The sequence below is a fragment of the Rhizobium sp. G21 genome (assembly GCF_014158035.1).
Lineage (GTDB): Bacteria > Pseudomonadota > Alphaproteobacteria > Rhizobiales > Rhizobiaceae > Rhizobium_E.
Map to the genome: position 1 here is coordinate 120239 of NZ_JACFXW010000002.1, position 12069 is coordinate 132307.

General features: G+C 61.6%; 9 protein-coding genes and 3 pseudogenes. 7 read left to right on the top strand and 5 right to left on the bottom strand.

The window, feature by feature from the left end; translation table 11 throughout:
* Nucleotides 1-17: 17 nt before the first annotated feature.
* Nucleotides 18-1021, bottom strand: a pseudogene (locus H2O14_RS21870) (Ldh family oxidoreductase).
* Between the two features lie 99 nt (nt 1022-1120).
* On the opposite strand from H2O14_RS21870, the gene H2O14_RS21875 reads away from it, so the two are divergent.
* From H2O14_RS21875 to H2O14_RS21895, 5 genes and pseudogenes are all read left to right on the top strand, one after another.
* Nucleotides 1121-1807: a GntR family transcriptional regulator gene (locus H2O14_RS21875; RefSeq protein ID WP_182829561.1), complete on the top strand. Its 687-nt coding sequence runs from the start codon at nt 1121-1123 to the stop codon at nt 1805-1807.
* Nucleotides 1804-3391: pseudogene (locus H2O14_RS21880) on the top strand (sugar ABC transporter ATP-binding protein). The gene H2O14_RS21875 and the pseudogene H2O14_RS21880 overlap by 4 nt, the downstream one beginning before the upstream one ends.
* A pseudogene (locus H2O14_RS21885) lies at nt 3357-4350 on the top strand (ABC transporter permease). The pseudogenes H2O14_RS21880 and H2O14_RS21885 overlap by 35 nt, the downstream one beginning before the upstream one ends.
* A 29-nt stretch (nt 4351-4379) precedes the next feature.
* Complete coding sequence (locus H2O14_RS21890) at nt 4380-5348, top strand: substrate-binding domain-containing protein (protein ID WP_182829562.1); 969 nt, start codon at nt 4380-4382, stop codon at nt 5346-5348.
* Between the two features lie 60 nt (nt 5349-5408).
* Nucleotides 5409-5996 carry a DJ-1/PfpI family protein gene (locus H2O14_RS21895; protein ID WP_182829563.1) on the top strand — a complete coding sequence of 196 codons (588 nt, stop codon included), beginning with the start codon at nt 5409-5411 and terminating at the stop codon, nt 5994-5996.
* 297 nt (nt 5997-6293) lie between these two features.
* Here the strand turns inward: H2O14_RS21895 and H2O14_RS21900 are convergent, their stop codons facing one another.
* Nucleotides 6294-6767, bottom strand: coding sequence for a transposase (locus H2O14_RS21900; protein WP_246697755.1), 474 nt, complete (start codon nt 6765-6767; stop codon nt 6294-6296).
* 225 nt (nt 6768-6992) lie between these two features.
* Complete coding sequence (locus tag H2O14_RS21905; RefSeq protein ID WP_182829564.1) at nt 6993-7766, bottom strand: SDR family oxidoreductase; 774 nt, start codon at nt 7764-7766, stop codon at nt 6993-6995.
* A gap of 88 nt (nt 7767-7854) precedes the next feature.
* On the opposite strand from H2O14_RS21905, the gene H2O14_RS21910 reads away from it, so the two are divergent.
* Nucleotides 7855-8541, top strand: coding sequence for a TetR/AcrR family transcriptional regulator (locus H2O14_RS21910; protein WP_182829565.1), 687 nt, complete (start codon nt 7855-7857; stop codon nt 8539-8541).
* 366 nt (nt 8542-8907) lie between these two features.
* Here the strand turns inward: H2O14_RS21910 and dgoD are convergent, their stop codons facing one another.
* Nucleotides 8908-10056 carry a galactonate dehydratase gene (gene dgoD / locus H2O14_RS21915; protein ID WP_182829566.1) on the bottom strand — a complete coding sequence of 383 codons (1149 nt, stop codon included), beginning with the start codon at nt 10054-10056 and terminating at the stop codon, nt 8908-8910.
* A 53-nt stretch (nt 10057-10109) separates the two neighbouring features.
* Nucleotides 10110-10865, bottom strand: a complete 756-nt coding sequence (locus H2O14_RS21920) for a FadR/GntR family transcriptional regulator (protein WP_182829567.1) — start codon at nt 10863-10865, stop codon at nt 10110-10112.
* Between the two features lie 182 nt (nt 10866-11047).
* On the opposite strand from H2O14_RS21920, the gene H2O14_RS21925 reads away from it, so the two are divergent.
* Nucleotides 11048-12031, top strand: a complete 984-nt coding sequence (locus H2O14_RS21925; RefSeq protein ID WP_182829568.1) for an arabinose ABC transporter substrate-binding protein — start codon at nt 11048-11050, stop codon at nt 12029-12031.
* The last annotated feature ends 38 nt before the right edge of the window (nt 12032-12069 follow it).

The window sequence follows — 12069 nt, forward strand, 5'->3', positions numbered from 1 at the left end:
CTGTCCTCCAAAAATGTTCAGGCGGCCTTGAGGGCGATGAGTTGATCGAAAAGTGACTGCGGCAGGTCGATGCCGGCTTCCAAGGCGGATGCGCGACGCGCCCGCGCGCCGTCGCCCGGCGCCGACACCGGATTTGCCGGGTCTAGCGGCCGGGATTGACGCAACCGATCGAGATAGTGCGCAAGCTGATGCGCTTGGCCGGCGCTCGCCGTCGGGTCTATCAGGATGATGAGGTCGCCCTTGTTGGCTGCATGGACGTCATCCAGTGTGCCGCGCACATCGGGCGCGAGATCGGAACCGGCGAGGGCGGCGACCAACAATTCAACCGCCAGCCCCAGCCCGTAACCTTTGCGCCGCCGAACGGAGCGATCGCGCCGGCTCTCGCAATCTGCGGGTCCGTCGTCGGCCGGCCGTCCGGGCCGACGACCCAATCCGGCGGAATCGGCGCGCCGCGCATGGCGTAATTGTTGATTTTTCCCATGGAGACGATGCTGGTCGCCAGATCGAGAATGAACGGTCGCTCCCCGCACGGTATGCCGATGGCGATCGGGTTGGTTCCCAGCATGGCCTGCGTGCCGCCGAAGGGATGAACCAGGGCTTCGCTCGTCGACATGGCGATGGCGATCATGCCGTCCGCAACCGCCGCCTCCACATAATAAGCCAGCATGCCGATATGGTTGGCGTTGCGGATCGCGGCGATGGCCAGGCCGTTTTTCCGCAGCCCGGTCCGCATTTCCCGCATCGCGTTCATGACGATGACCGGTCCCAGGCCGCGTTGGCCATCGACGGTGAGGAACGAATTTCGGCTCCAGTGATGCGCGCCCTGGGCGCAGGCGTCGGCCAGACCCTTGTCGAGACGCGACAGCAGCAGCGGCAGACGTTGGAGGCCATGCGAGGCGAGACCGCGCAACTCGGCCTCGATGAAGAGATCCATCTGCAGCCAGGCATTTTCGGCGGGCGACCCGCGCCTCTCCAGAAGCCGGATCCCAATTTCACGCAGACGTTCCGGCTGCACCTTCATTTCAAATCCTATATCAGATCATATACGATATTGTATTTGACATAGGATATCTTATCTGCAACGAATGTCGCCATGTCAAGCAGCAGTCAGGAATTGGAAATGGCGCACGCAACGGAAAGGGTAGGCAGGTCAAACACTCTTCGCCCCAGCAGTGTGGTCGACGGAGTGTACGACAGCATCTATCACCAGCTCATGTCGCTGGAGATCGCGCCCGGCTCTCGGATCCCGATCGATGTCTTCGCTCGAGAGCTCGGCGTCTCCCAGACGCCGATCCGTGAGGCGCTGAGCCGTCTCGAGCGCGAGGGCCTCGTGCGCAAGGAACATCTGATCGGCTACAGCGCCGCTCCGCAATGGACGCGCAAGCAATTCGAAGATCTATACGCATTCCGCTTGCTGGTGGAGCCCGAAGTGGCGCGGCTGGCCGCTCTCAATATGACTCCGGAAGCGCTGCAGCAGCTCGAAAACTCTGCCGCCGACATGGGCCATGGCGAGACCCCCGTCGATCGCAACACGCGCTATTCTCGCTTTGCCCGCGCCGACGCGCAGTTTCATGACGCGATCATGAAAATCGCTGGCAATGAGGTGATCCGCTCCACATTGTCGAACCAGCATGTCCACCTGCATATCTTCCGGCTGATGTTCCATACCCGCGTCACGCAGGAAGCGCTCGAGGAGCATGAAAATCTGCTGGCCGCCTTCAGGGCGGGGGATCCGCAACGGGCGTTCGACGCCATGCGCGTCCATGTCGAGCGGTCGCGCGACCGGCTGCTGTCGGCTTTCGAATGAACGCGCTTCTTTCTCCCGGATCCGTGACGCGGCCCGCGCAGGCCTCGGTCGCCGCCTTGAGCGCCGAAGGGCTGGGCAAAGCCTTCGGCCCGATCACCGTGCTGTCGGACATCACGCTCGATATCCATCCCGGGGAAGTTCACGCCATCATCGGAGAGAACGGCGCCGGCAAGTCGACCTTGATGAAGCTGTTGTCCGGCCATATCTCTCCCACGGCCGGTCAACTGTTCCTGAACGGGCGGCCGGTCGCGTTTCGCAACGCGGTAGAGGCGGAAGCCGCCGGTATCGTGCTCGTCCATCAGGAAATCCTGCTGGCGGCGGACCTCACCGTCGCGGAAAACCTGTTTCTGGGGCGCGAGATCGGCCGCGGCCTGATGGTGAACGATCGGCTGATGAACCGCCGCGCCGCCGAGCTCCTCGCCCGTGTCGGATCCAGCGCCCGGCCGCGGGACGGGCGGGACCTGCCGCTCGCGCAGCGGCAACTGGTGCAGATCGCCCGGGCGTTGCTCGACGAGCGCAAAGTCGTCATTCTCGACGAGCCTACAGCCGTCCTCGCCAATGACGAGGTGGCCGCGCTTCTGGATATCGTCCGCGCTTTGCGCGATCAGGGGTGGCGGTTCTCTACATTTCGCATCGGCTCGACGAAGTGCAGGCGCTCGCGGATCGCATCACCGTGCTGCGCGACGGCTGCATGATCGGCACATGGGCGGCCGCGGGCTTGGGTCAGCGGGAAATGGCCGAGCTCATGGTGGGCCGCGAACTCGATATGCTGTATCCGCACAAGCGCCCGGCTCCCACCGAAGCCCCCTCCTGGTCGTAGAGGGCCTCGTCGTCGATCACGGCGCTCACAGAGTTTCCTTCGCCGTGCATCCCGGAGAAGTCCTGGGCATCGGCGGCATGATCGGCGCCGGGCGGACCGAACTGATCGAGGGACTGCTCGGCCTTCGTCCTTCGGAGGCCCAACGCGTCAGGCTGAAGGGCCGCGATATCGAGCAAAGATCGGTCCGCTCGCTCATGGATGCCGGCTTGGTCTACCTGACGGAGGATCGCAAGGGGAAAGGATTGCTTCTGGAGGAGAAGCTCGGTCCCAACCTAACCCTGCAGGCGCTCGATGCGGTCAATCCGCGCGAAATTCTGGATGCGCGCGGCGAACGTTCCCGTTTGGAACAGGCGGTCGCGACCTACGACATCCGTGTGCGCACGCTGCGGCTCGAAGCCGGCAAGCTGTCCGGCGGCAACCAGCAAAAGCTGTTGCTGGCCAAGGTGATGTTGGCGGATCCCGCCGTCGTCGTCATCGACGAGCCGACCCGCGGCATCGATATCGGCAATAAGAGCCAGATCTATGAATTCATCGACGCGATGGTGCGGGCGGGCAAGGCCTGCATCGTCATCTCGTCGGAAATGGCCGAGCTGGTCGGGCTGGCGGACCGCGTCCTCGTGATGCGGGCAGGCCAGATCGTCAAGGAGCTCCGCGGCGCGGAAATCAACGAGGAGAATGTCGTTTACGCGGCCACGACGGCTTGCCGCACGAACGACGGGGAGGACAGACATGAACGTGGCGACGACAACACTCGCACCGGTTGACGAGGGGCGCTCCATCCGCTGGGCGGATCTCGCGCCCTTTATCGCCCTTGCCGTGATCGTGATATTCGGGGCGCTGGTGAACTCCAACTTCATCGCGTCGGCAAATCTGATCAATGTGATAACGCGCAGCGCCTTCATCGCGATTATTGCGGTCGGCGCCACCTTCGTCATCGCGTCCGGCGGGCTCGATCTCTCAGTCGGCTCGATGATGGCCTTCGTGACGGGCATCATGATCATGGTGATGAACTACCTGGCCCCGCCTACGGCGACATGGCCATCGTGATCGGCGCCGGAGCGGCGTTGCTGGTCGGCGCGCTGTGCGGATTGTTCAACGGACTGATCATCAGCGTGGGGCGCATCGAACCCTTCATCGTGACCCTGGGCACGATGGGCATTTTTCGCGCCTTCATCACCTTTATGACCAATGGCGGCTCGCTGCCGATCGATCGCAGTCTGCGCGAGGCGTATCGGCCGGTCTATTTCGGCAACCTGTTCGGCATTCCCTATCCGGTGCTCATCACCTTCGTCATCGTCATCCTGGGGGCTTTCTGCTCTACAAGACGAAGTTCGGACGCCGCCTGACCTCCGTCGGATCGAATGTCGAAGTCGCCCGCTTTTCGGGTGTGAACGTCCCGGCCGTGCGCACCGTCGCCTATGTGATCCAGGGCGTCTGCGTGGCGGTCGCCGCCATCTGCTACGTGCCGCGCCTCGGCGCGGCGACGCCGACCACGGGTCAACTCTGGGAATTGCAGGTCATCACTTCAGTCGTGATCGGCGGCACGCTGCTTCGCGGCGGTCGCGGCCGGATCGGCGGCACCGTTGCCGGCGCGCTCATCCTGGAGGTCATCGCCAATGTCATGGTCCTGTCCGACATGGTCTCGGAATACCTCGTCGCCGCCGTTCAGGGCGCGATCATCATCATCGCCATGCTGGCGCACCGCTTTACCGCAAACCGCTGAAAACCGCACCGACTTCAAAGGAGGAGAAAATGAAGTCTACGATCCAGAGAACCAGCCTGTTCCTATCAACCGTCGCGATGGGGTTCGCCCTGTCGTTCGCCGGGGCAGAGGCGCAGGAAAAGAAAGTCACGATCGCCGTCTCGATCCCTGCCGCGACGCATGGATGGACCGGCGGCGTCGTCTACCACGCCGAGCAGGCGGAGAAGGAAATCGAAGCCGCATTCCCCGACATCGACGTCGTGCTGTCGACGGCGTCGTCGGCACCCGCCCAGGTTTCGGCTCTTGAGGATCTGTCGGCGAGTCGCAAGCTCGATGCGCTGGTCATCCTGCCGTTCACCTCGGAAGAACTGACGGGACCCGTCGAGCAGATCAAGCAGAAGGGCACCTTCATCTCCGTGGTCGATCGTGGTCTGACCGACCCGAGCGTGCAGGACCTCTATGTGGCCGGCGACAACATCGCCGTCGGCGCGAACACCGCCGAATGGCTGGTGGACAAGCTGGGAGGCGAAGGCCAGATCGTCGTATTGCGCGGCATTCCGACCGTGATCGACGACGAACGGATCAAGGGCTTCTCCGACGTCATCGGCAAATCGAACATCAAAATCCTCGACATCCAGTACGCCAACTGGAACCAGGACGAAGCCTTCAAGCTGATGCAGGACTATCTGGCGAAATATCCGAAGATCGACGCCGTCTGGGCCAACGACGACGACATGTTGCTCGGCGTTCTGGAGGCTGTCGACAATGCCGGCCGCAAAGACATCAAATATGCGCTGGGCGGCAACGGGATGAAGCAGGTCATCGAAATGGTGAAGGCGAAGAACGCGCGCACGCCGATTTCGACGCCTTATCCGCCGTCGATGATCAAGTCGGCGATCTACATGACCGCCGCGCAGTTCAACGGTCAGGCTCCGGTCCGCGGTTCGTTCCTGCTCGGCGCCCCCTTGATCACGCCTGAAAACGCCGATCAGTTCTACTTCCCCGATTCCCCGTTCTGATCAAATGCGGCGCCCGGCCAGTTCCGGGCGCCGCCACACCATGAAAACAGGAGACATGACATGAGTGGCAAGAAAATCCTCATGCTGACCGGCGAGTTCACCGAAGAATACGAGATCTTCGTGTTTCAGCAGGGCATGGAGGCCGTGGGTCACACCGTGCACGTCGTATGCCCCGACAAGAAGGCCGGCGACCGCATCAAGACCTCGCTGCACGATTTCGAAGGCGATCAGACCTATACGGAAAAGCTGGGTCACTACGCCGACATCAACAAGACCTTTTCGGAAGTCCGGGTGGAGGATTATGACGCCGTCTATGCAGCCGGCGGTCGTGGGCCTGAATATATCCGCACCGACAAGCGCATCCAGGACATGGTCCGCCATTTCCACGAGACGGGAAAGCCGATCTTCACGATCTGCCACGGTGTGCAGATCCTGATGGCAGTGCCCGGCGTGCTGAAGGGCCGCAAGGTCGCGGGATTGGGCGCCTGCGAGCCCGAAGTCACGGCGGTCGGCGGCATTTATATCGACGTCAAGCCGACGGAAGCCTATGTCGACGGCAACATGGTGTCCGCCAAGGGCTGGACCGGACTTGCCGCCTTCATGCGCGAATGCCTGAACGTCCTCGGCACCAAGATCACCCATAGCTGAGCGACGTCCCAGTTCCACGGCCCCTGTGTCGACATGGGGGCTGTGGCGAAGATTTTCATCGTCCGAACCAACATCCGGAGCGGCTGTTCTTCGGGATGCATAGGCATTTCGACAGCGGCCGCAGTTCGCATAACAGGGTTCACATCGGTTCAGAGAGCTTGGTTGGCTCGAACCCCGGGATTGCTTACCCCATTCTGGACATTGAAGTCCTTTCCGCATGGTTTCGTCAGTCGATCTTCTCACCGGGGATCATCACCCCAGGCATTTTCCGCATCGCCAGCCAAGGGAGACAGCGGATCACGCCATCCTGTAAGTCTGCTCCCCAGTCATCATCGCCCAGATACTGCGCGCCATCTTGTTGGCGAGTGCAACGGCGGCGACCATTCTCACTTTCCGGCCGAGAATGTGACCGAGCCAATTGTCTGGAAGCACGCCCTTGCGGACGATCCATCGAATAAGGCTCATGGCCCCTACGATCAGTAATCTGCGAATATCGGATTGTCCCATTTTGCTGACACCGCCCGGACAGGTCTTTCCACCCGTCGAGTGCTGTCTTGGAACGAGGCCGAGCCGGGCGGCCAAGTTTCGACCGCTTTTGAAAGCACGAAGATCGGGTGCGAAGGCAAGGATCGCGCCGGCGGTTACCGGCCCTGCGCCAGGAACAGTGCAGAGACCTCGCATGTCTTCATTCGACTTCGTGGTCTCGCGAAGCTTCAGGCTCAGTTCGTCGATCTTTTCGCTGAGCAGGCCGACCTGATCCAGGTAGAGCATGCCGATCACTCGAACGCTATCCGGCAGGTCAACACCCCTCCTCAGCCACTATGCCTTCTCCGACCAGAACAATTTGAGCGGCGCCATGTTCCTACTGGCGCCGCTCTCAGATATCGGTGTCTGGATGCGTCTGACGAACACGCTCATTGATGGAGCCTGAGCGGCCGTAACCTCAACGGCTAGGCTGCGACTCGGCTAAAAAATGTAAGAAGCCGCAGAGATCGATCAGATCCGGGCACCACCCGTCGCATCAATCATCTGGCCCGTCGTCCAACGCGCGTCATTCGATGCGAGAAAGGCGATGACGTCGGCGACGTCTTCCGGCTTGCCGACCCGTGAGAAGACCGAGAGCGCTTCGGCGCCGGCGCGCGCATCCGGCGAGGCCAGCCACTCGGCATTCATGTCCGTCTCCGTTACGCCAGGCAGTACGGCATTGACTGTAATCCCGCGGGTGGCGAATTCCGGCGCCAGCGCCAATGTCAATGTCTCCAGCGCGCCCTTCGAAGCCGCATAGGCCGGATGGGTCGGCGCCGCGATCCGCGTGAAGCCGGTAGACACATTGATGATGCGACCGTTGTCGCGAATATGATCGGCCACCGCCTGGATAAGGAAGAACGGCGCCTTGTAATTGATCGTCATCACCTCATCAAAAGCAACCTCGCTGGTCTGCTTCAGCGGCAGGGCAAAGGCGATGCCAGCATTGTTGACCAGAATGTCGAGAGCGGACGACCCCGTTTCGGTGCGCGCGGCTTCGCCGAACTGCGCCCAAAGGCTGTCGGCCGCGTTTTTGCCCTCTCTAAGATCGGCCTTCACCGCGACGGCCTTGACGCCGAGCGCCTCGATGTCGCGCACGGTGGCGTTGGCGGCGTCGGCGTTGGCGCTATAGTGCACCCCGATCAGTGCGGCTCCCTCTTTCGCGAGCGCGAGCGCGACCGCCCTGCCGATGCCGCGTGAACTTCCTGTGATGAGGGCGATCTTGTTTGCCATTCTGTTGGTCATCGTTTGCTCCGTTGATTAATTTAATAGTGACCTCTATATTAATCATCGAAACCCTCATGTCAACTATTAAATAGGGATCGCTATTTAAATGGAGAAACCAGTTCGCAAAAGGGGAAGACCGCGCGCGCTCGATCACGACGTCGGTCTTGAGATAGCTTCTCGCCTGTTTTGGGAGCGCGGCTATGAGGGAACCTCCACAGCCGACCTGACCAAGGCTATGGGTATCAATCCGCCGACGCTTTATTCCATGTTCGGCTCCAAGGAAGAACTGTACCGTCAGGCGCTTGAGTTCAGTGTTAGCCGTGAAAACAGGCGACGTTTGGAGATCCTGCAATCCAGTCGTCCAACATACGAAGCCCTTAGACTGTACCTCTACGATATCGCCGATGGCGACACCCAGCCCGACAGACCGCGAGGCTGCATGGTTGCAACGGCGGTCCTGCAGCATGCGGAAGAAAACGCATCTGTCGCACGGATGACGGCGGCATTGCGCGAGGCTTCGATCCAGACGCTGAAAGCTCGTTTCGATCGAGCGGTCGACGAGGGTGAACTGCCTGTTCAAACCGACACCGACACGCTCGCGCGCTTCTATGGCGCTATTGTTCAGGGCATGTCTGCACAGGCATGCGATGGCGCCTGCAATACGCGGCTGAAGCGACTGATCGATGTGGCCCTCACGGCCTGGCCCGGAAAAGAGAGACCTCCAGAAACTGCCGTGGGCGATAACGCCCCATCAGTTCAGCCGGTCTCCATCGCCGGTTCCCACGAACTGTAATGGGGCGATCCTGCTCGATGCCGACGTCCGTGTCCATCGGTCCTTGCGGGCCTTGTCGCCAAGGTATTTCGCCTCAAGCCACATATCAAACTCGTGGAGCATGATGGTGGACAGGAGCGCTGACAGAGCGCCACCTTGCGGAACACCCTCGCTCGAGGCGGTGAGCAGACCATGGTCGATGTGCCCCGCCTTTGAGATGACAGGCCGCGCAATTTGCAAGTTTCCTCTGCCCACAATCGCGAAATCTTGCAAAAATTCAATATTCGAAGCTGGATATTACCAAGCGATATCAGGGATGTGCGAAGTGTTCGCGGACGACGAACCCGTCGCGTCGGAGAAGTGCGCGGCGTCTTCAGACTTTCGGTGTCACCACTCCGCCACCGATCCGTCGGCATGTCGCCAGACGGGATTGCGCCAGCGATGGCCTTCCTTGGCGCGTTCGATGACATAGGCTTCGTCCACCTCGACGCCGAGGCCGGGGCCCTGCGGGATCGAGACGAAGCCGTCTTCGTAGTGAAACACTTCCTTGTTGGAGATGTAGTCGAGGATGTCGTTGGCCTTGTTGTAGTGGATGCCGAGGCTCTGCTCTTGGATGAAGGCGTTGTAGGAGACGGCGTCCACCTGCAGGCAGGCTGCGAGCGCGATCGGGCCGAGCGGGCAATGCGGCGCCAGCGCCACGTCATAGGCTTCCGCCATCGCCGCGATCTTGCGGCATTCGGTTATGCCGCCGGCATGCGAGAGATCCGGCTGGAGAATGTCGACATAGCCGTCTGATAGCACGCCCTTGAAGTCCCAGCGCGAATAGAGCCGCTCGCCGAGCGCGATCGGCGTCGAGCAATGATTGGCGATTTCCTTGAGCGCCTCGCGGTTTTCCGACAGCACCGGTTCCTCGATGAACAGGAGATTATAGGCCTGAAGCTCTTTGGCCAGCACCTTGGCCATCGGCTTGTGGACCCGGCCGTGGAAATCGACGCCGATGCCGATATGCGGCCCCACCGCCTCGCGGATGATGGCGATGGTCTCGACCGCCTTTTCCACCTTTTCCCAGGTGTCGACGATCTGCATCTCCTCGCAGCCGTTGAGCTTGATGGCCTTGAAACCGCGGGCGACGACGTCACGCGCATTGTTGGCCACGTCGGAAGGGCGGTCGCCGCCGATCCAGCTATAGACCTTGATCCTGTCGCGCACCTGGCCGCCGAGCAGCGAATGGATGGGCTGGCCGAGCGCCTTGCCCTTGATATCCCACAGCGCCTGGTCGATGCCGGCGATCGCCGACATATGGACTGCGCCGCCGCGATAGAAGCCGGCGCGATACATGACCTGCCAATGGTCTTCGATGAGGAACGGATCCTTGCCGATCAGGTAGTCGGCGAGTTCATGCACGGCGGCTTCCACCGTCAGCGCGCGCCCCTCGACGACGGGCTCGCCCCAGCCGGTGACGCCCTCGTCGGTCTCGATCTTCAGGAAGCACCAGCGCGGCGGGACGATATAGGTGGTCAGCTTGGTGATTTTCATCGATTCAGTCTCTGCTTCTGTGGCCGGGCCACGATTTCCAAAGTTGTGTGAGATCAGCCTTTTCGCCGCTCCACGGCCGCTGTCAGGTCGCGCTGGGCGATGTCCAGCATCCGCCTCGAACAATCGGCGGCGGCGGCGCGGTCACGCAGCCTGAGCGCTTCGACCAGTTCGAAATGGATGTCGATCGCCTCGTCATGTCGCTCTACCGCCTCGTTGGAGGCATGTAGCGAGAACCGGAGCGCGGCTTCGATGATTCCGGCCATCTGCAGGAAGACGCGGTTGCCGCTCGCCTTGAGCAGGCAGACATGGAAGCGCGCATCGGCTTCGGTGAAGGCTTCGAGATCGCCTTCGCCTTCGCTGTCGCGCATGTCGCGCCAGGCGCGTTCCAGTTCGGCGATGTCCTGCATGCTGGCGCGGGCGGCGGCCATGTCGGCGGCAGCGGGTTCGATCGCGCGGCGCGCTTCCAAAATACAGGACAGAAGGTCCGATTCGAAGATCTCGGGCCCGATCCAGTCCAGGACTCGCGGATCGAGGATATTCCATTCGGTTTTGGGGCAGACGACGGTGCCGACTTTCGAACGGCTGCGGACCAGCCTGAGCGATTCGAGCGCCTTGATGGCTTCACGGATCACCGTGCGGCTGACGCCATAGCGCTCGCAGAGGTCGTTTTCGCGCGGCAGGAATGTCCCTTCGGGATAGATTTCGGAACATATGTCCCGCGCGATCGCCCCCACCACGCCTTCGCCCACCCTGGGGCGGCGCGCGCTCGCCGCCGCCGCTTCCGACACCGCCGGTATTTGCTCGATCATGTCCACATCCGTCTCCCCGGATCATGAGAGATGCGCGGCGCGCGCCGTCTCGTCAACCCGCCTAGTCACGATCGTATTATAAACGTCCACATTCATCATACAACAGGAATTGACGGATATGATGATTCATCCTACAAAAGGATGACTGCGGGAGAGGCAGCGACATTACAAGGGAGGACTTCATGCGTATTCTCACCACGATACTGCTCGCCGGCGCCATGGCCGTGACCGGCGCCGTCTCGGCCTTCGCCGAGGACATCAAGATCGGTTTCATCGTCAAGCAGCCGGAAGAGCCCTGGTTCCAGGACGAATGGAAATTCGCCGACCAGGCCGGCAAGGAAAAGGGCTTCACCGTCGTCAAGATCGGCGCCGAAGACGGCGAGAAGGTTCAGTCCGCCATCGACAATCTCGGCGCTCAGGGCGCTCAGGGCTTCATCATCTGCACGCCCGACGTCAAGCTCGGACCGGGCATCGTCGCCAAGGCCGCCGCCAACAATCTCAAGGTCATGACGGTCGACGACCGTCTTGTCGACGCCTCCGGCGCGCCGCTCGAAGACGTTCCCCATATGGGCATTTCGGCCACCAAGATCGGCGAAGCCGTCGGTCAGGCGATTTCCGACGAAATGAAGAAGCGCGGCTGGGATCCCAAGGAAGTCGGCGCGATCCGCGTCTCCTACGACCAGCTGCCGACCGCGGTGGACCGTGTCGAAGGCGCCCTGTCGGTGCTGAAGGCCAATGGTTTCCCGGAAGCCAATATCTTCAACGCGCCGCAGGCCAAGACCGACACCGAGGCTGCGCTGAACGCCGCGACCGTTGTGCTCAACAAGAACGCCAATATCAAGAAGTGGATCGCCGTCGGCCTCAATGACGAGGCGGTGCTGGGCGCGGTGCGCGCGGCGGAATCGGTCGGCGTGACCGCAGACAACTTCATCGGCATCGGTATCGGCGGCGCCGATTCCGCCATCAACGAGTTCAAGAAGCCCGAAGCCACCGGCTTCTTCGGCACTGTGATCATCTCGCCGAAGCGCCACGGTTACGAGACCGCGATGAACATGTATGAATGGATCGCCAACGGCAAGGAGCCGGAAAAGCAGACGCTGACCGCCGGCCAGCTCGCCCTGCGCGACACTTACGAGGCTGTCCGCAAGGATCTCGGCATCGAGTGATCCGCCTCGGGTCACGGTAGAACGCGATCTTGCAGCCC